General features: G+C 69.8%; 19 protein-coding genes. 9 read left to right on the top strand and 10 right to left on the bottom strand.

Translation table 11 applies throughout. The features are described from left to right. Positions 1 to 15: 15 nt before the first annotated feature. Positions 16 to 228, bottom strand: coding sequence for a dodecin (locus tag ACIBL3_RS09300; protein ID WP_360538310.1), 213 nt, complete (start codon positions 226 to 228; stop codon positions 16 to 18). A 74-nt stretch (positions 229 to 302) separates the two neighbouring features. Between ACIBL3_RS09300 and ACIBL3_RS09295 the strand changes: the two genes are divergently transcribed. Continuing rightward, complete coding sequence (locus ACIBL3_RS09295) at positions 303 to 662, top strand: DUF3099 domain-containing protein (protein ID WP_396352768.1); 360 nt, start codon at positions 303 to 305, stop codon at positions 660 to 662. Positions 663 to 852: 190 nt separating this feature from the next. Continuing rightward, positions 853 to 1,056, top strand: a complete 204-nt coding sequence (locus ACIBL3_RS09290) for a hypothetical protein (protein WP_396352767.1) — start codon at positions 853 to 855, stop codon at positions 1,054 to 1,056. A 54-nt stretch (positions 1,057 to 1,110) separates the two neighbouring features. Here the strand turns inward: ACIBL3_RS09290 and moaA are convergent, their stop codons facing one another. Then, positions 1,111 to 2,130: a GTP 3',8-cyclase MoaA gene (gene moaA / locus ACIBL3_RS09285; RefSeq protein ID WP_396352766.1), complete on the bottom strand. Its 1,020-nt coding sequence runs from the start codon at positions 2,128 to 2,130 to the stop codon at positions 1,111 to 1,113. 69 nt (positions 2,131 to 2,199) lie between these two features. Here moaA and ACIBL3_RS09280 point away from each other — a divergent pair, with 69 nt between their 5' ends. From ACIBL3_RS09280 to ACIBL3_RS09270, 3 genes are all read left to right on the top strand, one after another. Next, the gene (locus ACIBL3_RS09280; protein WP_396352765.1) at positions 2,200 to 3,042 is read left to right on the top strand and encodes an SURF1 family protein; all 843 of its coding nucleotides are present in this window, start codon (positions 2,200 to 2,202) and stop codon (positions 3,040 to 3,042) included. A gap of 19 nt (positions 3,043 to 3,061) precedes the next feature. Next, a complete protein-coding gene (locus ACIBL3_RS09275) occupies positions 3,062 to 4,792 on the top strand; it encodes a glycoside hydrolase family 15 protein (RefSeq protein ID WP_396352871.1) in 1,731 nt (576 codons plus the stop codon). A 76-nt stretch (positions 4,793 to 4,868) separates the two neighbouring features. Next, a complete protein-coding gene (locus ACIBL3_RS09270) occupies positions 4,869 to 5,624 on the top strand; it encodes an SDR family oxidoreductase (protein WP_396352764.1) in 756 nt (251 codons plus the stop codon). A gap of 82 nt (positions 5,625 to 5,706) precedes the next feature. Here ACIBL3_RS09270 and ACIBL3_RS09265 read toward each other — a convergent pair whose 3' ends face one another. Beyond that, complete coding sequence (locus ACIBL3_RS09265) at positions 5,707 to 6,795, bottom strand: DNA polymerase domain-containing protein (protein ID WP_396352763.1); 1,089 nt, start codon at positions 6,793 to 6,795, stop codon at positions 5,707 to 5,709. 158 nt (positions 6,796 to 6,953) lie between these two features. On the opposite strand from ACIBL3_RS09265, the gene ACIBL3_RS09260 reads away from it, so the two are divergent. The 3 genes from ACIBL3_RS09260 (at position 6,954) to ACIBL3_RS09250 (ending at position 11,766) form a co-directional block, all read left to right on the top strand. Beyond that, positions 6,954 to 8,549, top strand: a complete 1,596-nt coding sequence (locus tag ACIBL3_RS09260; RefSeq protein WP_396352762.1) for a M4 family metallopeptidase — start codon at positions 6,954 to 6,956, stop codon at positions 8,547 to 8,549. A 114-nt stretch (positions 8,550 to 8,663) separates the two neighbouring features. After that, on the top strand, positions 8,664 to 10,388 hold the full coding sequence (locus ACIBL3_RS09255) for an FAD-dependent oxidoreductase (RefSeq protein ID WP_396352761.1): 1,725 nt from the start codon (positions 8,664 to 8,666) through the stop codon (positions 10,386 to 10,388). Next, positions 10,381 to 11,766: an adenylate/guanylate cyclase domain-containing protein gene (locus ACIBL3_RS09250; RefSeq protein ID WP_396352760.1), complete on the top strand. Its 1,386-nt coding sequence runs from the start codon at positions 10,381 to 10,383 to the stop codon at positions 11,764 to 11,766. Before ACIBL3_RS09255 ends, ACIBL3_RS09250 begins: the two co-directional genes overlap by 8 nt. Positions 11,767 to 11,769: 3 nt before the next feature. Here the strand turns inward: ACIBL3_RS09250 and msrB are convergent, their stop codons facing one another. Then, positions 11,770 to 12,186, bottom strand: a complete 417-nt coding sequence (gene msrB / locus ACIBL3_RS09245) for a peptide-methionine (R)-S-oxide reductase MsrB (RefSeq protein WP_360536101.1) — start codon at positions 12,184 to 12,186, stop codon at positions 11,770 to 11,772. Between the two features lie 63 nt (positions 12,187 to 12,249). Beyond that, positions 12,250 to 14,640, bottom strand: coding sequence for a lamin tail domain-containing protein (locus ACIBL3_RS09240; protein WP_396352759.1), 2,391 nt, complete (start codon positions 14,638 to 14,640; stop codon positions 12,250 to 12,252). A 171-nt stretch (positions 14,641 to 14,811) separates the two neighbouring features. Here ACIBL3_RS09240 and ACIBL3_RS09235 point away from each other — a divergent pair, with 171 nt between their 5' ends. After that, positions 14,812 to 16,818: an AAA family ATPase gene (locus ACIBL3_RS09235; RefSeq protein WP_396352758.1), complete on the top strand. Its 2,007-nt coding sequence runs from the start codon at positions 14,812 to 14,814 to the stop codon at positions 16,816 to 16,818. Here ACIBL3_RS09235 and ACIBL3_RS09230 read toward each other — a convergent pair. The 5 genes from ACIBL3_RS09230 to hemE all read right to left on the bottom strand — a co-directional run bounded on the left by ACIBL3_RS09230 (position 16,815) and on the right by hemE (position 20,897). Further along, on the bottom strand, positions 16,815 to 17,192 hold the full coding sequence (locus ACIBL3_RS09230; protein ID WP_396352757.1) for a VOC family protein: 378 nt from the start codon (positions 17,190 to 17,192) through the stop codon (positions 16,815 to 16,817). The genes ACIBL3_RS09235 and ACIBL3_RS09230 overlap by 4 nt on opposite strands. 5 nt (positions 17,193 to 17,197) lie before the next feature. Beyond that, entirely contained in the window at positions 17,198 to 17,893 is a 696-nt protein-coding gene (gene hemQ / locus ACIBL3_RS09225) for a hydrogen peroxide-dependent heme synthase (RefSeq protein WP_396352756.1), read from the bottom strand. Next, positions 17,890 to 19,299 (bottom strand): protoporphyrinogen oxidase, encoded by a 1,410-nt coding sequence (gene hemG / locus ACIBL3_RS09220; RefSeq protein WP_396352755.1) that lies wholly within the window; start codon positions 19,297 to 19,299, stop codon positions 17,890 to 17,892. Before hemG ends, hemQ begins: the two co-directional genes overlap by 4 nt. A 73-nt stretch (positions 19,300 to 19,372) precedes the next feature. Continuing rightward, positions 19,373 to 19,867 (bottom strand): GNAT family N-acetyltransferase, encoded by a 495-nt coding sequence (locus ACIBL3_RS09215; protein WP_396352754.1) that lies wholly within the window; start codon positions 19,865 to 19,867, stop codon positions 19,373 to 19,375. Then, a complete protein-coding gene (hemE, locus tag ACIBL3_RS09210) occupies positions 19,854 to 20,897 on the bottom strand; it encodes a uroporphyrinogen decarboxylase (protein ID WP_396352753.1) in 1,044 nt (347 codons plus the stop codon). Before hemE ends, ACIBL3_RS09215 begins: the two co-directional genes overlap by 14 nt. Between the last annotated feature and the right edge of the window lie 20 nt (positions 20,898 to 20,917).

The following is a 20,917-nucleotide window of genomic DNA, read 5'->3' as shown; positions in this document are numbered from 1 at the left end:
AACGCTGCGGTGGGGTCAGGAGTCCTCGAGGCGGAAGCCGACCTTCATGCCGACCTGGTAGTGGTCGATCTGGTTGTCGACGATGTGGCCGCGGATCTCGGTCACCTCGAACCAGTCGAGGTGCCGCAGCGTCTCCCCGGCCCGGGTGATGCCGTTGGTGATCGCCTCCTTCACCCCTTCCCTGGAGGTGCCGACGATCTCGGTCACGCGGTAGGTGCGATCGGTCATGAGACGAACCTCTCCATCCTGGCTGCGCCCGGGCGAACGACGCGGCGTACCGTTGTTCTTGGTGAGGAGGATAGATGTCGAGACGCCGTGAGCGGGCCGGCGAGACCGTCATTTCGGTGACGAGTGCACAGCCGGGCCGGTCGGAGGATCTGGACAGCCGGATCGCGCGCTACGCGTGGATGATGTCGATCCGGATCGTCTGCTTCGTGCTGGCCGTGCTCACCCCGTCGCCGTGGCGCTGGATGTTCATCGTCGCGGCGGTCTTCCTGCCCTACATCGCGGTGGTGCTGGCGAACGCGCACCGGACCACGACACTGGACGCCGCGGACCCCTTCGTGGCCCCCGAGCGCCCTGCGATCGGATCGCATCCGGTCGTCATCACCAAGCCCGCCGACGACCCCGATCAGGGCCGCCGGATCGACACCGAAAAGTGATCCGTGCCGGGACTGGAAACTTTGGCACCATCCGTGTCAGAATCTCCCGCGTGCTCTGAAGTTCACTGATGAAATTCAGGGACTTGATGCGGCGTCGGACGGCTCCCCCCGTGGCTGTCCGACGTCGCTTCATTTTCCCCACTCTTTTGATTATTGAGTGGTCAGCAACAATCCCCCAGGAATGGCTCAGATGACCGAAGAAGTCCTGCCGTCCACCTGCTCTGCCAGGGGTTGCGACGCGCCGGCGCGGTGGGCGCTGCTCTGGAACAACCCGAAGATCCACACCCCGGATCGGCGCAAGACCTGGCTGGCGTGCGACGTTCACAAGGACAGCCTGTCCGACTTCCTCGACCGCCGGTCATTCCTGCGCGAGGTCGAGCCTTTCTCCGGGTGAATCGGCGGACACCCGAAAAACTGCATTTCCGGATTGGTCCAGATAGAACCGGGTTCAGCCGCCGATCGCGGACATCGGACGAGTCGGCTGCAAGAAGCTCGGATCGTTGATCCCGTGGCCCGGGAGTTTGTTCCGCATCGCGCGCCGCCAGCGGTCGGCCAGTTCGTCGTCGTCGGCGCCGGAACGCAGTGCCGTTCGCAGGTCCGATTCGGTCCGGGCGAACAGGCAGTCGCGGACCTGGCCGTCGGCCGTCAGCCGGACCCGGTCACAGTCGCCGCAGAACGGGCGGGTGACCGAGGCGATGATGCCGACGGTCTGCGGCCCACCCCGGACGACGAAGGATTCAGCAGGCGCACTCCCCCGGGTCGCCGCGTCGGTCGGCTCGAGCCCGAACGGCTCGGCCAACTGGTCGAGGATCTCGTCCGCGGTCACCATGGTGGCCCGGTTCCACCCGTGCTGGGCGTCCAGCGGCATCTGCTCGATGAACCGCAGCTCGTAGCCGTGCTCCAGGCAGAACTCCAGCAGCTCCGGCGCCTGCTTGTCGTTCACCCCGCGCATCAGCACCGCGTTGACCTTGACCGGCCTCAGACCGGCCGCCTGTGCTGCTTCGAGCCCGGCCAGCACATCCTTGAGCCGGTCCCGGCGGGCGAGCTGCTGGAAGGTGTCCGGCCGGATTGTGTCGAGGCTCACGTTCACCCGGTCCAGGCCGGCGTCCTTGAGGGCCTGAGCCTGCCGGGACAGGCCGATCCCGTTCGTGGTCAGCGACACCTGGGGACGTGGCAGCAGCTCCGTCGTACGCGCGACGATGTCGACCAGACCGCGACGCAGCAGCGGCTCACCACCGGTAAAGCGGATCTCGTGTACGCCGAGTAGCCGAACGGCGACGGAGACGAGCCGAACGATCTCGTCGTCGGTCAGCAGCTCCGGCTTGGGCAGCCACTCGAGGCCTTCCTCGGGCATGCAGTACGTGCAGCGCAGGTTGCAACGGTCCGTCAGCGAGACCCGCAGATCCGTGGCCACCCGGCCGAACCTGTCCGCCAGGCCCAGCTGCGTCACCTCTTCAGTAGCCGTCACGCCCCCAGCCTACGTGCCGAGCACCGACTGTTTCAGGGCATGGCTTAAGTTCGAGATGTGGGTCGTCTGATGAATGTGCGCTGGATCGCCACCGCGCTCGCGGTGGTGCTGCTCGCCGGAGTGTGTGTCCAGCTCGGCCGCTGGCAGTTCCACCGGCTCGACGAGCGCAAGGCGCGCAACGACGTCACCCGCGCCAACCTGGCCGCTCCCCCGGCCCCGATCGACCGGATCGTCGGGGCGGACGGTGTGGTCGGCGACCAGCACGCCTGGCGGACTGCGGTGGTCACCGGCCGGTACGACGCTTCCAAGCAGATCGTCATGCGCTACCGCAACGTGAACGACCGCCCTGGGTTCGAGATCGTCACCCCGCTGGTGCTCCCCGACGGCAAGGCGGTCCTGGTCGACCGCGGCTTCCTGGCCCGTCAAGGCGCGGAGCTCGCGCCCGGCCACGTCCCCGCCGTACCGACCGGCGAGGTCACCATCACCGGTCGGCTGCGGCGTAGCGAGCGCGGCGGGAACACCACCGGCGGTACGCCGGACAACGGTACGGCGCGCCTGATCAACGGACCGGACTTCGCCAAGGCCCTCGGCCTGAACCTGTACGACGGCTACCTGACCATCGACACGCAGGAGCCCGCCAACGACGCCGCGTTCGGCGCGTTCCCGGGTCCGGAGATCGACGACGGGCCACACTTCTTCTACGGGCTGCAATGGTTCTTCTTCGCCCTGCTGGCCCTGGGCGGGCTGGTCTACTTCTCCCGACAGGAGCTCCGCAGTGACTCCGCAGCAGCCGAATCCGACGGCGCGCCCGACGGGGCGCCCGACGGGGCGCCCGAAGGCGACGCGGCAGGCCAGGACCGGCCCGAGATCCCTGCCGGAGCGGCGGATCGAGGACTACGCGCTGATCGGTGACCTGCAGACCGCCGCACTGGTGTCGAAGCAGGGCTCGATCGACTGGCTGTGCTTCCCGCGGTTCGACTCACCGGCCTGCTTCGCCGCACTGCTCGGCACCGACGACAACGGGCACTGGCGACTCTCACCCCGAGACGCCGACGCGACCAGCAGCCGCCACTACCGCGGTGACACGCTCGTGCTGGAGACCGAGTGGAGCACGCCGAGCGGCTCGGCGCGGGTGATCGACTTCATGCCACCGCGGGATGCTGCGCCGGACGTCGTACGGATCGTGCAAGGGATCAGCGGGACGGTGTCGATGCGGTCCGAGCTGCGTCTGCGGTTCGACTACGGCCACGTGGTGCCCTGGGTACGGCGGGTCGACGGCCAGGTGGTCGCGATCGCCGGGCCGGACGCGGTGTCGCTGCGATCGGACGTCCACCAGTACGGCCGCGACTTCGCGACGTACGCGGACTTCGAAGTGTCGGCCGGCGACCAGGCCTGGTTCGTGCTCACCTGGCACCCGTCGCACCACCCGGTGCCGAAGCCGACGGACGCGATCGCCTCGCTCGAGCCGACTGAGACCTACTGGACCGAGTGGATCGGCCGGACCGCCGACGCCGACGGGTTCGACGAGGAGGTCACCCGGTCGATCCTCACGCTCAAGGCGCTGACGTACGCGCCGTCCGGCGGCATCGTCGCGGCGCCGACCACTTCCCTGCCGGAGTCGCTCGGCGGGCAGCGCAACTGGGACTACCGGTTCTGCTGGCTGCGCGACGCCACGATGACGCTGGCGGCGATGCTGCGGTCCGGGTTCACCGAGGAGGCGGCCGAGTGGCGGGACTGGCTGCTGCGGGCGATCGCCGGCGACCCGGCCGACCTGCAGATCATGTACGGCGTCACCGGTGAACGCCGGCTGACCGAGTTCGAGGCCGACTGGCTGCCCGGGTTCGGTGGAGCGCAGCCGGTGCGGATCGGGAACGCGGCCGCGGAACAGCTGCAGCTCGACGTGTTCGGCGAGGTGATGGACGTGCTCGCGCTTGCCCGGGAGACCGGGATCGGGCCGAGTGACGACGCCTGGGCGATGCAGCGCGGCCTGATGCGGCACCTGAGCGGCATCTGGAACCAGCCGGACGAAGGGATCTGGGAGGTGCGCGGCGAGCGGCAGCACTTCACCTACTCGAAGGTGATGGCGTGGGTCGCGTTCGACCGGGCAGGGCGGGCGGTCGAGCGGTTCGGCATGAGCGGTCCGGTCAAGCAGTGGCGGGCGACCGCGGACCAGATCCACCGTGAGGTCTGCGAGAAGGCGTTCGACGGCGACCGGGGCACGTTCACCCAGGCCTATGGCAGCAAGGCGCTGGACGCCGCCGTACTCCTGATCCCGCAGGTCGGGTTCCTGCCGCCGGAGGACCCGCGGGTGGCCGGGACGGTCGACGCGGTGCAGAAGGAGCTCGGGTACGACGGCTTCGTACGCCGTTACCACACCGAGCACACCGACGACGGCGTACCGGGTGACGAGGGCGCCTTCCTGATCTGCTCGTTCTGGCTGGCCGACGCGCTGGCGCTGCTCGGCCGGGTCGGCGAGGCGCGCGACCTGTACGAGCGTCTCGTTGCCCTGCGCAACGATGTGGGCCTGCTCGCGGAGGAGTACGACCCGGTCGGCGGCCGGATGCTGGGGAACTTCCCGCAGGCGTTCTCACACCTCGGGCTGGTGAACACCGCCTGGCACCTCAACAACAGCGAGAGTCCGCTGCGCCGGTCGGCGTACTAGCGCCCGCAAGAACTTGCCGTCGGCCACCAACTGGCCTCGGCGTGCGAGATCCGCACCCGTGAGGCAGGATGGTGCCGTGGACCTCGGACTGCGCGATCGCACGTACATCGTCACCGGCGCCAGCGCCGGCCTCGGCTTCGCCACGGCGAAGGCGCTGGCCGCGGAAGGCGCCCGGCTCGTCATCTCCAGCCGGAACGAGGAGTCGATCGCGCGGGCCGCGGCCGAGCTCGGCGAGAACGTGGTCGGCATCCCGGTCGACAACGCCGACCCGGAGAGCGCGGAGCGGCTCGCCGCGACCGCGATCGCCAAGTGGGGCGAGTTGCACGGCGCGCTGATCAGCGTCGGCGGCCCGCGCCCGGGGACGGCGCTGGACACCGACGAAGAGGACTGGCGCAACGCCTTCGACAGCGTGTTCCTCGGCGGCCTGCGGATCGCCCGCTCGGTCGCCCGGGCCGGCTCGGAGGGCACGTCGATCGCGTTCGTGCTGTCGTCGTCGGTGAAGTCTCCGATCCCCGGCCTGGCGATCTCGAACGGCCTCCGCCCCGGGCTCGCGATGGTCGCGAAGACGCTCGCCGACGAGCTCGGCCCGAACGGGATCCGGGTCAACGGGCTGATGCCCGGCCGGATCTCCACCGACCGGCTCAAGGAGCTCGACGCCAAGGGCGGCGACCCCGAGGCCGCCCGCCGCGCCTCCGAGAAGACCATCCCGCTGCGCCGCTACGGCACCCCCGACGAGTTCGGCCGCGTCGCCGCCTTCGTCCTCTCCCCCGCCGCCTCCTACCTCACCGGCACCATCATCCCCATCGACGGCGGCGCGCTGCGCAGCTTCTGACGTCTGCGCCGAGGCCTCGATTTCGGTCGACACCACGCGGGTTTCCCGACCACGATCGACACCTCGACGACCGATCCAGCTGTTACGGGGTGATGCGGTTGCCTTGGGCGTCCCAGTGGTCGGCGACCTTTTTGCTGGGCTGGACGCGCGGGGGCTCGCCTGGCATCTTCGGGTAGTCCGGCGGGAAGTTCAGTTCGCCGCCTGGCAGCTCCTCCCAGAGGCGCAGCAGCGGATCCAGCGAGTACGCCGTCTCGTCCATGTCCGCCCACGGGTCACCGTCGGAGAGGTACTCCGGGACGGTGTGCAGGTTGAACGCCCGCGGATCGTCGACCTCGGCCAGCCGCTCCCACGTCATCGGCGTACTGACCGGCGCACCGGGCCGCGGCCGCAGCGACCACGCGCCGGCGACCGTGCGGTCGCGCAGGTTCTGGTTGAAGTCGAGGAAGACCGCGGCGTCGCTGCGCTCCTCCTTCCACCAGGCGGTGGTGACGGTGTCGTCGCGGCGCTCCAGCTCCCGCCCGAGGCCGATCGCCGCGTGCCGGACCTCGTCGAACGACCACTCCGGCCGGATTCGCACGTAGATGTGGATCCCCCGGTTGCCGCTGGTCTTCGGATACCCGCGAAGCCCCAGCTCGTCGAGCAACTCACGGGCGACGCCGGCGACCCGCCGGGCGTCGGCGAAGGTCGCCTCCGGCTGCGGATCAAGGTCGATCCGGAGCTCGTCCGGATGGTCGAGGTCGCTCTTGCGCACGGCCCACGGGTGGAAGGTCAAGGTGCCCATCTGGGCCGCCCACACCGCGGCCCCGATCTCGGTCAGGCACAGCTCGTCGATCGGGCGGTCGTTCGGCGTCAGCACCCGGCAGGTCTCGAGCCAGTCCGGGGCGCCCTTCGGCAGGCGCTTGGAGTAGAAGCCGTCGCCGGTCTGCCGGCCGGTCGCATCGACGGACAGCGTCATCCCCTCGCGCCAGCCGCCGGGCCAGCGCTCCAACGCGACCGGACGGTCGCCCGACGCGTGCATGAACGCGGCACCGACGCCGGCGAAGTACTCACAGACCTGGAGCTTGGTGACCTCCGGGGCCCACTCGGTCGCTTCGTAGACGACCCGCTCCGGACTGGAGACGCGGACTTCCCGGTCCCCCACGGGGAGCATCACCGCTGTGGTCTTCGCCATGTCGAGACGGTATCGCCCGGACCGACCAAATCCGCTGCAGCGCAGCGGAAAGGCAACTTTTCCCAACCTCTGGCCACGGTGGGTGACCGAGCGGTAACGTGCCTGCACCTCGTTCCCGGGGCGTGAGGCCCCCGGGACGCTGAAGAAGGAGCGCGAGGATGAACAGATCCGCCCTGTTCGCCGCTGCCACCGCAGTGGCGACCACTACCGCCCTCGGACTGACCAGCGCCACCACCGCCACCGGTGCGCCGACGGCAGACCCCGCCCCGAGCCCCAGCGCGGCCGTCGCCCGGGCCAAGGCCGCGATCGGCGACCATCTCGCCGTACTGAAGGCCACCGGCGCCGACGCGTTCGTCGTCCGGGACGTCATCGTGGACGCCGACGGCTCCAGCCACGTCCGGATGGACCGCACCATCGGCGGGCTGAAGGTGCTCGGTGGCGACGTCGTCGTGCACCAGGCCGCGGACGGCGCCTTCAAGGGCGCCAGCCTGACCCTGAGCCGCAGCGCCGACGTGAGCCGGACGCCGAAGATCAGCGTCGCCAGCGCCACCACCAAGGCGCTGACCCGCGGCCAGAAGGCCGAGGGCAAGCCCACGCTGGTAATCGAGGCACGCAAGGGCGCGCCGCGACTGGCCTACCTCGTCGCCACGGGCGGGACCCAGGCGGACGGTACGCCGAGCCACGTGACGACCACGATCGACGCGCTGACCGGGGCGAAGCTGGTCTCCGAGCAGCACATCCACACCGCCTCCGGCGACGGTCAGAGCCTGTACAGCGGGACCGTGCCGATCGAGAGCACGCCAGCCACCGGCGGGTTCACGCTGACCGACCCGACCCGCGGCAACGGCTACACCGCGGACGCGAACAACAAGACCGACTCGATCCTGTGCCAGCTGTTCGGCTTCGGCTGCCCGGTGCCGACCCGGTTCACCGACGCCGACAACCACTGGGGCACCGGCGCGAACACCAACCGGCAGACCGCCGCGGTCGACGCGCACTACGGCGCCGCGACCACCTGGGACTACTACAAGACCCAGCACGGCCGGAACGGCATCTTCAACAACGGCAAGGGCGTCCCGAGCCGCGTGCACTACGGCAACAACTACGTCAACGCGTTCTGGGACGGCAAGCAGATGACGTACGGCGACGGCGACGGCGTCGTGGCCGGTCCGCTGGTCTCGATCGACGTGGCCGGTCACGAGATGTCCCACGGCGTCACCACGGCGACCGCGAACCTCACCTACTCCGGTGAGTCCGGCGGCCTGAACGAGGCGACCAGCGACATCTTCGGCACCTTCGTCGAGTTCTACTCCAACAACGCCTCCGACCCGGGTGACTACTACATCGGTGAGGAGATCATGAAGGACCGGCCGGCCCTGCGGTACATGGACAAGCCGAGCAAGGACGGGAACTCGGTCGACTGCTACTCCTCCGGCGTCGGCAACCTCGACGTGCACTACTCCTCGGGCGTGGCGAACCACTTCGCCTACCTCGCCTCCGAGGGCAGCGGCGCCAAGGTGATCGGTGGTCTGCAGCACAACTCCCCGACCTGCAACGGCTCGACCGTCTCCGGCATCGGCCGGGACAAGGTCGGCAAGATCTGGTACCGCGCGCTGACCACGTACATGACCACGGGGACCACGTACGCACAGGCCCGGACCGCAACGCTGAACGCGGCCACCGACCTGTACGGCGCGAGCAGCACCGAGCGCGCAGTCGTCGCCGCCGCGTGGTCCGCGGTCAGCGTCAACTGACGGGTTGAGCAGCGTCTGAATCTTCGCCGGTCCTGTCCCACTGGGGCGGACAGGACCGGCGAACAATCGCTTTCTCCATTGCCCATCGGTGGCGGCCGACCTACCGTCGCAAGCATGGGAGGGGAACCCGGGGACAGGTCCAGCCTGCGCGAGGCACGGCCATTGCTACTGGTCGTCGACGCCGATCCGATGCGGCTGGAACGAAGTGAGACAGAGCTCGAGCGCGCGTTCGGCGTGGACTTCCGCGTGCGCGGCGAGCTGACCGCGACCGCGGCGGCTGACACCCTGCGGCTCGCGCACGAACTGGAGCAGCGAGTAGCCGTCGTACTGGTCGACCATGTGCTCGCCGACGCCGAGCGGGCCGCGATCTTCGACTTGTCGCGGACGTTGCATCCGGACGCGCGGCGGGCGTTGTTGGTCGAGTGGGGTTCGTGGGCGGACCGGTCGACGGCGGCGGCGATCCTGGCCGCGATGTCGGTCGGCGACATCAACTACTACGTGCTGAAACCGTGGATCGAGCGGGACGAGCTGTTCCACCGGACGGTGGCGGAGTTCATCCAGGAGTGGTCGCGGTACGAGGTCGCCAACCTCCGCGAGGTGGTGGTCATCGCTTCCGACCACTCCGTCCGCGGTCAGGCGATCCGCAGTCTGCTCGCGCGCAACGGGATTCCAAGCGCGTTCCGGGTCAGCGGTTCGGCGCTGGCCGAGGCAGCGCTGCAGTGGATCGGCGAGCCGGACCCCGGTGAGGGTGTACTGGTGTGGATGCCTGCAGTCGGCGGCGCCGTACTGCACGATCCGACCGATGCGGAGATCGCCGAAGCCTGGGGTGTGCCGACGACGCTGGCCGACGGTGAGAACGCCTTCGACCTGCTGGTGATCGGGGCTGGTCCGGGCGGTCTGGCTGCGGCGGTGTACGCGTCGTCGGAGGGCTTGCGGACGCTCGTGGTGGAACGGGAGTCCATCGGCGGGCAGGCAGGGACGAGTTCGCTGATCCGGAACTACCTGGGCTTCTCGCGCGGCATCCGGGGCTCGGAGCTCGCGCAGCGCGGGTATCAGCAGGCGTGGGTGTTCGGCGCGCACTTCGTGCTGATGCGGTCGATCGTCTCGCTGGAGAAGGAGGACGACCACTTCCGCGCGGTCATCGGTGACGTGGGTGAGGTGACGGCCCGCGCGGTCGTGCTGGCAACCGGAGTCTCGTACCGGCGGCTGGATGTCCCCTCGCTCGAGGACCTGATGGGCAACGGCGTTTACTACGGCGCCAGCGTGTCGGAGGCCCATGGTCTGCAGGGGCTCGACGCCTGCGTGGTCGGTGGCGGGAACTCGGCGGGACAGGCTGTCCTGCACCTGGCCCGGTACTGCCGGCACGTGACGCTGGTGATCCGTGGCCCCGATCTGTCGGCGAGCATGTCGCAGTACCTGATCGACGAGATCGATGCCGCGCCCAACGTGACCCTACGGGCGAACAGCGAGGTCGTCGGTGGCGGCGGCGACGGGCGGCTCGAGCACATCACTCTGCTCGACCGGCGGAACGGCGACGAGGAGTCGCTGCCGGTCAACGGGCTGTTCGTGATGATCGGCGCTGTGCCCGGCACCGACTGGTTGCCGGACAAGGTCGGCCGGGACGCGCGCGGGTTCGTGCTGTCCGGGTCGGACGCCGCGGCGGATCCGCAGTGGAACGAGTCGCGGCCGCCACAGCCGTACGAGACCACGCTGCCGGGCCTGTTCGCGATCGGCGACGTGCGCTGTGGGTCGGTCAAGCGGGTCGCGTCGGCGGTCGGCGAGGGTTCGGTGGTCGTGTCGCAGGTCCACACCCATCTGAAGGTCACTGCCGATGCCTGAACGGCGGTTCGTCTACACGCCGGCAATGGTCGTCCTGACGGCCCTGGCGTTGCTCCTCCCGTTGGCAGGGCTGTTCCTGCTGCTGCGGCAACCACACCTGGACGTGCACTGGCAGCACCACCCGGCGCACTTTTGGCTGGTGCTGGCGACGGCGGTGCTGAGCGCCGTACTCGCGTACGGAACCGGCGCGGCTGCAGTACAGCGTGGCGATCCGCGCGTGCTGCTGGTCTCGCTGGCGTTCCTGTCGGCGGCCGGGTTCCTGGCGCTGCATGCCCTGGCGACGCCGAAGGTGCTGCTCGACACCCCCAATGCCGGCTTCACGCTCGCGACTCCGGTCGGCGTGGCGCTGGCCTCGGTGTTCGCGTTGTTGTCGAGCTTGAACTTCTCCGGCGATCGGGTCGTCTCGGCAGTGCGGTGGGGGCGTTGGCTCCGGGCTGGGTTGTTGACGCTGATGGCGTTGTGGGCGCTGGCCTCGGTACTGCGGTTGCCTCCGCTGCACGAGACCGCCGTACCGGAGGCTGCGGACGGCATCCTCGCCGCACTCGCCGTACCGGCCATCCTGCTCTACGCGATCGCGGCCGCGCGGTATCTGCGGACCTGGTGGGAACGGCCGTCGCTGATGCTGCTGTCGATGGTCGCGGCGTTCGTCCTGCTGGCCGAGGCGATGGTGGCACTGGTGTTCGCGCGGAACTGGGCGCTGTCGTGGTGGGAGTGGCACGTGCTGATGCTCGCCGCGTTCATCCTGGTCGTGCTCGGCGTCCGGATCCAGTGGCACGAGGAGCGGTTCGCGGACCTGTACGTCGAGGACACCGTGTCCGGGCGGCGCGAGCTGAGCGTGCTGTTCGCCGACCTGCAGGGGTTCACGACCTTCTCCGAGCACCACGACCCGTCCGAGGTCACCGCGATGCTGAACACGTACTTCCAGGTCGTCGTACCTCCAGTGGTACGACGACATGGCGGCGACGTCGACCGGATCATCGGCGACGCGTTGATGGTCACCTTCAACAAACGTGGTGACCAGCCGGACCACGCGGAGCGGGCGGCTGCAGCCGGGCTGGCGCTTCAGGAGGCGGCGACCGCCGTCCAGATGGCGCACCCGCAATGGCCGCGATTCCGGGTCGGCATCAACAGCGGCGTCGCCTCGGTCAGCCTGCTCGGAACCGAGGGCGGCCGCACCCACACGGTCATCGGCGACACCGTCAACGTCGCCTCCCGGATCGAGGGCAAGGCCCCAGGCGGTGGCGTGGCCATCGGCCCCGCCACCAAGGCCCTGCTCCCCGATGCAGTCACCGAGTCGCTGGGCTGCCTGGACCTCAAAGGCAAGACAGAACCCCTCGAGGTCTACCGCCTGGTCGCACTGACCACTCCGGACGCCTGACGGTCAGGCGGGCTGCAGGGTCAGGCTGATGCTGTTGATGCAGTAGCGCAGGTCGGTCGGGGTGCCGTAGCCCTCGCCTTCGAAGACATGGCCCAGGTGGGATCCGCAGTTCGCGCAGCGGACCTCGACCCGCTTCATCCCGAGGGTGCTGTCCTCGATGTACTGCACCCGGTCCTCGGCCAGCGGCGCGAAGAACGACGGCCAGCCGCAGTGCGAGTCGAACTTGGTCTCACTCCGGAACAGCTCCGCGTCACACGCCCGGCACTTGTACACGCCGACCGTCTTGGTGTCGGTGTACTCGCCGGTGAACGGCCGCTCGGTGCCGGCCTTGCGCAGTACGTGGAACTCGGCGGGCGTCAGCTGCGCCTTCCACTCCGCCTCGGACTTCTGTACGGCGTACTGCTTGGTGTCATCTGTCACGACCCCAGTATCGGTGCCCGGGCAAGGAAAACCTTGTCCGGGCACCGATACGTAAGCGTCCCGTCAGCGCACCCAGGACGGCAGCGGCACGACCCGGGCCACCTGCGGGTCGTGGTCGCTGATCTGGTCCGGGAACTCCGCGTTCATGTGCACGATGTCGTACGACGAGGCCGGCTTGAGGTTCTGCGAGATCAGGATCTGGTCCAGGATCTGGCTGTTGCCCTCGAACACGTAGCTGTAGCGCTCCGGCAGCGGCAGCGTCCGCGGCAGGTCGATCAGCGCCGTCTTCCCGGAGCCGACCAGGATGTCGGTGGTCTCGGAGAAGTCGAAGTCGTTGATGTCGCCGAGCACGATGACGTTGGCGCCCGTGTCCTTGGCCAGGAGCTGGTCCACGAACCCGCGCACCGACTCGGCCTGCTGGTGCCGCTTGGCCGCGGTCACCTGCACCGGCGGCTGGGTCCGGCCCCAGAGCGGGTCGTCGCCGCCCTTGGAGCTGAAGTGGTTGACCACCACGAACAGGCTCTGCCCGTGCCAGGTGAACTCACCGGCCAGCGGGACCCGGGCGGCCGCCCAGGCCGGGTTCGCCGGGTCGACGCGACCGGGCGAGGAGCTCAGGTGCGGCCGGCCGAACCGGTCGGTGACGATCGTGGTCGCGACCGTCGAGCCGCCGCCGGGCCGGTCGACGAACTTGACCGGCTTGTCCGTCCGGTACAGGAACGCGACCCGGATGTTGCCGCCCGGCTCGCCGCCCTCGGCGTTGTTCACCGGGTCGATCTGCCGCCACGCGTACTCCGGGCCGCCGGCCTTCACGATCGCGGCCGCAAGGGTGTCCAGGGTCACGTTGGCGGCCGTCGTACCGGAGTTCGTGGCGCCGTCGTTGTCCTGCACCTCCTCCAGGCCGATGATGTCCGGCGACGCGAGGTTCCGCACGACTGCCTGGGCGAGCCCGTCGAACTTGGCCGCACCGTCGGACGGGTCCAGGTTCTCCACGTTGAACGTCGCCACCGAGACCTGCAGCGGCGAGGACGCCTTGGTCGTCTCACGCGTCACGCCACCGGCCACGACGGTCGGGGTCTGCGTCGGCAGGAACTTGAAGTTCCCGAACGAGTAGTCCAGGACCCCGCTCACGACCCCGGCCAGCTTGTCCCCGGTCTTCGCGTCCGGGATCGGCGTCAGCACGTCGTCGAGCAGCACCCGCTCAGGGTTGCTGTCGGCCTTCTGCAGCACGATGCCGCCGCGGACGGTCCGCACCGACGAACCCGCCGGTACGACGGACAGCTCACGGAAGGAGCTGGTCGGGCCAGTGACCTGCGGCTGGTCGATGCCCAGCCACATGCCTTCCAGCGACTCCCAGAAGTCGATGCCGTCGGTCGCCGGCTCGAACGTGCCCGTGGTCTCGACGTCGCCGTTGGAGTCGTCGTCGATCACGGTCGACGGCGGCACCCGGCCGCCCGGGCCGACGATCGTCGGGGCCGGCACCACGGCGGTGCCGGTGACGGTGATCGTCGGGTTGGTGAGCTCGGTGGTGGTCAGGTTGTCGGTGCCACCCGAGCCGCCGGGGCGGAACTCGGCGACCGTGCCCTTGACCGTCACCGCGTCGCCGACGTTCACGGTCGGCGCGGAGCTGGTGAAGACGAACAGGCCCTCGCTGGTGGCCGGGTCGGCGTCGGGCTGCGGGTCCTGGAACCAGAAGCCGTTGCCGCTCTTCGCGGTGACCACGCCGGTGACGTTGCCGACCAGCTTGCCGTTCAGCGGCGACAGGTGGGCAGAACCCTGGATGTCGTGGATCTTGGCGTCGATCGGGTTCGGGTCCGGCGGCGTCGAGGTCAGCGTCTTCGGCGACGGGTTGACCGCGGCGAACTCGGTGCCGTTGTTGTCCGCGTCCGTGGTCGGGACCTTGCGGGTCGCCGACGTCGTGTTGGACAGCCCCGGCGCCGCGGTGGTCTCGAAGTCGTTGGCCGTGCCGTAGCCGACGAAGTCGACCACACCGGCCGCGGTCGAGCAGGTCGCGCCACACGCCAGCGCAGTGGTCGCCGAGACCAGGGCGACCTTGCCCGACGACGCGGACATCGCGATGTTGCCGGTCGCGTCGGGGGTCGGCATCGGCTGGCCGTTGCCTGCGCCCGCGCCCTCCTGGACCAGGTACGCGGCGCCCGGAGCGAGGCTGCCGGTGAGCTGGGTGACTGCCCAGGTGGTGCCGGCGGCGGAGGCGTACTGGACCGACCAGCCGGTCAGGTCGACCGGCGAGGAGCTGTTGTTGGTCAGCTCGATGAAGTCGTTGGTGTACGGCGCTCCGGTGTTGCCGCCACCGCCGTACACCTCGGTGATGACCACGGTGGACGAGGCAGCGTCCGCAGGCGCGGCCACGATGGCGACCGCCGTACCGGCGAAGACGAGAGTTGAGGTGACCACGAGGGCGCCCAGGCGGCGCCGTGATCGGTACTGGGCAGACATGGCCGGATTCTCACACCGGCACCGGTCCCGGCCAAGGTCCAACACGTGAACACCAGGTACGCCTTCGCAAAGGCAGGGGTGATCATTCGCGGGCCCGCCTGACCCCGGTGATCGGCCGGTGACGGACTAGACTCGGCCAGCCAGGTGCCGGGACGGGTGAAAGGGTTTTGAGTGGCTGACGACACCCGCGGGCGACGGGTTCTCGACGTACTCGCCGCCGATGAGGCCTGGGAGGTGCCGGCCGAGTGGGTGGCACGGGTACGGCGGCAGTTGCGGGCCTGGGGCGACGATCCGAGCACACTGCGGCCGCTGCGGGCGGACGCGTTCCCGGGGTTCGTGAGCGGCACGCCTGCGCCGGTGTGGTTCACCCACCAGGTGGCGCCGCTGCTGACCGGGTGGATCCCGGTGCTGCACGGCGAGTACGCCGACATCGGCACCGAGCTGGCCCGCGACTTCTACCGGCCGACGTACCGCATCGGCGGCGCCGGATACGTGGTCCGGTACGGCGCCACCGACTGGCCCCTGCAGGTCGTGTCGGGCGTCCGGGGCTTCCGTGAAGAGGGCCGACGGCAAGCACTGAAGCTGACTCGGGACGTGGTCGGCCTGTTCGTCGACGCACCGCCGATGGCGGTCCGCGCCCGGGCTCTGACCGCTGCGCTCGACCGGGTGCTGGCCGACCGCGAGAACACCCGGATGCACGCCACCGCCGACTACGAGACGATCCTGCAGTTCTGGCGGACCTCCGCGCTCACCGAAGCCGAGCGCTTGGTGCTGCCGGAGCTGTCCGGCTCGTCGGCGGCCTTGCGGTACTCGGTCAACTCGCTTCGGGACGCGCATGCCAAGCTGCTGATGGCGATGCCGGACACGGAGACCGGCGACTTCGCCCAATTGTTGTCCCCATTGATCCTGAGCGCCCGTCTGGGCGGACTTCCGCCGGCCGTCGCTCAGATCCTTGGCCCCGCAGCTCAGGACGTGGAGAAGGCGCTCTCCGAGATCCGGAGCGGCTTCGACCCGCAGGCGTGGGTGGCCGCCAACACCGAGTGGCTGGCCCGCGCCGTGCGCGGTGATCAGCGGGTGCTCGCGCGGTCCTGGGCCGCCGCGGCCACCCGGGTGTCGATGCATCTGTCCGGCGTCCTCGCGGACGCGCCGTGGCCGGAGCCGCAGCTCCCGGACCTGGACGCGTTCTTCCGGGTCCTCGACCGTGAGCGCCGGCCTGCCGCCAAGCCCGAGCCGCTCGCCAAGGTGGTCCCGCTGGCCCGGGTCGACACGCGGGAGTCCGCAGCGCCGGAGTCCTCGGAGCGGGCACTGCCGAAGCCGGTCGACTTCAGTGAGAACCCGCTCGCCGAGCTGGACTCGCTGATCGGGCTGGAGTCGATCAAGGAAGCCGTCCGCCGGATGGTGGCCGAGATCAAGACCAACCTGCGCCGCAAGGAGCTCGGGCTGCCGAGTCACGAGCGCGCACGGCACATGGTGTTCGTCGGCAAGCCCGGTACCGCGAAGACCACGATCGCCCGGCTGGTCGGCCGGATCTACAGCCAGCTCGGCGTACTCGAGAAGGGCCACGTGGTCGAGGTCGACCGCTCCGACCTGGTCGGATCCACTGTCGGCACCACCGCGCCACTGACCGCGGGCAAGTTCCGGGAGGCGCTCGGCGGCGTGCTGTTCGTCGACGAGGCCTACACGCTGGTCCCGGAGAACAGCCCTGGTGACTTCGGCCTGGAGGCGGTCGCCACCATCCTGAAGCTGATGGAGGACCACCGCGACGAGTGCGTCGTGATCGTCGCCGGGTACCACCGCGAGATGCAGCGCTTCATGGAGTCCAACACCGGCCTGGCCTCACGGTTCCCGAAGCTGCTGTCGTTCAGCGAGTACGACAACGACCAGTTGGTCGCCATCTTCGAGCTGCAGGCCCGGCAGCGCGGCATGCTCTACACCGACGACGTGCTGGACGTGGTCCGGCAGGTCATCCCGCCCGCGCCGCGCGGCCACAACTTCGGCAACGGTCGGTTCATCCGGAACGTGCTCGAGGAGGCCATCGCCAACCAGGCGACCCGGCTGTCCGAGCGCGACCCGGACAGCCTCACCGAGCGCGACCTGCGCGAGTTGCTCCCGGAGGACGTGAAGGAGCCGACCTCGATGCGCGCGGAGGACTACCTGCTGCAGCGGCCCGGAAGCTAGATCGGGGTCGCGAGGGCGACCGGGTTGCCTTCGGGGTCGGCGATGTAGGCCTGGCGTTCGCCCCACGGCATGGTGGCCGGCTCCTGCAGGACGGCGTGACCGGCGGTTCGGAAGGTTTCCACCTCGGCGTCGACGTCGTCGACGTACACGAAGAGCTCGAAGCGCGGCGCCGTACCGACGGTGATGCCGAGTTGAGCCTCCGGCCAGTTGGCGTCGGACAGGCCCAGCGAGGAGTCGCCGCGCTCGAGGCCGACGTAGTGCGGGTCGCCCTCGAGCGGGAACTGGTACGTCGGTTCGTAGCCGAGCAGCGTGTAGAACTCGACCGACCGGCGCACGTTGGAGACGTACAGCACCGGAAACGCCTTACGGTGCATCGGCGTCAGGCCAGGTTGGCGACCAGCTCGCCGAGTTCGGTCCGCTTGCCGGTGTAGAACGGCACTTCCTCGCGTACGTGCCGGCGGGCCGTGGAGGCGCGCAGGTCGCGCATCAGGTCGACCATCCGGTGCAGCTCGTCGGCCTCGAACGCCAGCATCCACTCGTAGTCGCCGAGCGCGAACGAGGCGACCGTGTTCGCCCGGACGTCGGGGTACCCGCGGGCCATCTTGCCGTGCTCGGCCAGCATCGCCCGCCGCTCTTCGTCCGGCAGCAGGTACCACTCGTAGGACCGCACGAACGGGTACACGCACACGTACGCCCGCGGCTCCTCGTCGGCCAGGAACGCCGGGATGTGGCTCTTGTTGAACTCGGCCGGACGGTGCAGCGCGAGCTGCGACCAGATCGGCGCCAGGTGCCGCCCGAGCCGGGACCGGCGCAGCGCGTGGTACGCCTTCTGCAGGGCGTCCGACGTCGGCGCGTGCCACCAGATCATGAAGTCCGCGTCCGCCCGGAACCCCTCGACGTCGTAGATCCCACGGATCACCACGTCGTCGGCCGACAGCTTCCCGATCAGGTCCGACAGCTCGGCGGTCAACTCGTCCCGGTCCACGTCGCCCAGCGGCGTCTCCACTTTGAAGACCGACCACATGGTGTACCGGATCACATTGTTCAGCTCACGCGCCTTCGGCTTCTCCGTCACGGAGCCATTGTCTCCAATGTGCCTAAATATCCCTGCACCCGGGTGGCTGCCTTGCTGCCCGACGCCACGCAGGCGGCGATTCCCACACCCCGGTACGCCGCTCCGCACACAGCCAATCCGGGCTCCCCGGCCACAGCCGTCTCGACACGGTCCACGCGGTCCAAGTGCCCCACGGCGTACTGCGGCAGGCCACCACCCCACCTGGTCACCAGTGAGCCCACTACCGGCGTCTGCAACCCCATTGCGCGCTGCAGGTCCGCAACGGCCAGCGCCACCAGCTCCTCATCGGACCGCTGCAGCACGTACTCCTCCCCCAGCCGCCCGACCGAGGCGCGGAGTACCGCCAGCTCTCCCCCGGCTTCACTCGACCACTGCCACTTCGCGTGCGAGTACGTCGACGCCTTGATCGTCCGCCCCTCCACCGATGGCACCAGGAAGCCGGAGCCGGTCGCATCCGCCGGCCAGTCCCGCTTACGCACGGCCAGCGTCACGATCGCCATGCTGGCGTACTCGATCGCCGCCAACTCGGCCGACGCGGCAGGCACCAGCTCGGCCAGCATCCGGGCTGCGGGCGACGCCGGTACGGCGACGATCACCGCGTCCGCATCCAGCAGCGTCGGCGCCGGCACCGGCCCGGCCTCCAGCTCGAACCCCTCGGCGGTGCGCGAGATCCGCCGTACCGCCAGCTGACGCCTGATCTGGACGCCCCGGGCGGTCAGATCCTGCTCCAGCGCGGAGATCAGCTGGTTGATCCCACCCACGATGCCCGCGAACACGGGCTGACCGGCCCGCTTCTGGCCAGCCTCCCGCAGCTCAGCAGTCGCCGCGAGCAGGCTGGGCGCGGTCTGCAGCTTGGCGTACAGGTCGGGTACGGCGGCCGCCAGCGAGATCTCCTCCGCACGGCCGGCGTACACACCGCCGAGCAGCGGGTCGATCAGCTTGTCCGTCACCGCGGAGCCCATCCGCTCCGCGACGAACCGCCCGATCGCGACGTCCTCGGTCAACGCGGGCGCGGGCAGCTCCGCCTCGTGCGCGACCTGCTCGGAGGCCGAGGCACCCAGTACGTCGGCAGTCGCGGCCGGATCGACGGGGACGCCCATGACAGTCGGCGGGATCGCCCGGATCCGGTCACCGATCCACAGCCCGGCCGACGTGGTCGCCGGGTGCACCAGGTCGCCGACAAGGCCGACCGCCTTGATCAGGTCGACCGCCTCCGGCCGCCGGGCCAGCACCGATTCGGCGCCCAGGTCGACCGGGACGCCTTCGAGCTCGGCGCCGGCCAGCTTGCCGCCGAGCCGGGGCGAGCCCTCCAGGACGGTGATCCGGGGCGGATTCGGGCCGGTCGCCAGCGCGTGAGCCGCGGCCAGCCCGCTGATCCCGCCGCCGACCACGACCACCGAACTCACGCCTCCACCTCGCTGCGCTCGGTTCCGGCGTGAGCGACAACTGCTCTACCAACTGTTCGCTCGCTGCGCTCGCTCACCGGTCCTCCAGCGTCAACTCGTACGTCTTCTGGTCCCCGACCGCACTGACCTGGCGGAAGCCGGCTCGCGTCAGCACGGTTTGCGAGGCGACGTTCGTGACGTTCGTCCCGGCTCGCAGGGTGGTGAGCCCGTAGTCCGACGCGGCGAGCCCGGCGACGGCCCGGACCGCGGCCGTGGCGAGCCCCTTACCGGCGGCCTTCTCCGCGATCCGGTAGCCGAGCTCGGCCGAGCCGTTCTCGAGGTCGTAGAGGTTCAGCCGACCGACCACCGCACCGGAGCCGTCGACGAGCACGTGGAACTGGCAGATGCCCGCCTCCTGCTCGGCCAGCAGCGCCGCATGCCGCGCCCCGAACTCCTCGAAGAAGGCGTCCCCACGGTCCTGGATCGACGCCGCGAAGTAGGCCCGGTTCTCCCGCTCGAAGGCGAGCAGCGCCTCCGCGTGGGCTTCGGAGAGGAGTTCGAGGGTGACGTCGTGATCAGGCAGGTACATGGACCGACTTCGTCTGGACGTAGCGGACGATCCGGTGCAGCACCTCGGGATCGGCGTCCGGCGGCACCCCGTGGCCGAGGTTGAAGATGTGACCGGGCGCCGCCTTGCCCTCCGCGAGGATCCGGTCGATCTCGGGCTCCAGGGCGTCCCAGCCGGCGAACAGCAGCGCCGGGTCCAGGTTGCCCTGTACCGGCTTCGACCGCAGTCCGGCCGCCTGGATCCGCCGTACCGCCTCGTCCAGCGGCACTCGCCAGTCGACGCCGACAACGTCCGCGCCGACCTCGCTCATGTGGCCGAGCAACTCGCCGGTGTTCACGCCGAAGTGGATCCGGGGCACGCCGTACGGCGCGAGCGCCTCGAAGATCTTCGCGGAGTGCGGGGCCACGAACTGCTCGTAGTCCCGCGGCGACAGCCCGCCCGCCCACGAGTCGAACAGCTGGATCGCGGACGCACCGGCCTCGACCTGCACCGACAGGTACGCGATCGCCACGTCGGCCAGCCGGTCCGCAAGCGCGTGCCAGAGCGCCGGGTCGCTGTGCATCAGCGCCTTCGTCTTCGCGTGGTCCTTGCTCGGCCCACCCTCGACCAGGTACGACGCCACCGTGAACGGAGCGCCCGCGAACCCGATCAGGGGCGTACCGCCCAGCTCCGCCACCAGTTGCTTCACCGAGTCCGTGGTGAACGGCACATCGGCGTCGGTGACCGGACGGACCGCCTCCAGGCCGGCCGCGTCCCGGACCGGGTCGGCCACGACCGGGCCTACGCCCGGCTTGATCTCGATGTCGAAGCCGACCGCCTTCAGCGGTAGCACGATGTCGGAGTAGAAGATGGCCGCGTCGACGCCGTAACGGCGTACCGGCTGCAGCGTTATCTCGACGACGAGGTCGGGCCGCATGCAGGACTCGAGCATCGTGGTGCCCTCGCGGACCGCCCGGTACTCCGGCAGCGAACGTCCGGCCTGCCGCATGAACCACACCGGCGTGTGCGGGCCGGGTTCACCCCGGGCCGCCAGGAGGAAGGGAGAGCGCACGGTCGCGCTGCGTGAAGCAG

The organism is Kribbella sp. NPDC050124 (assembly GCF_044460355.1).
In the GTDB taxonomy this organism is placed as follows: domain Bacteria; phylum Actinomycetota; class Actinomycetes; order Propionibacteriales; family Kribbellaceae; genus Kribbella.
This window is presented reverse-complemented; position numbering and strand designations above follow the sequence as displayed.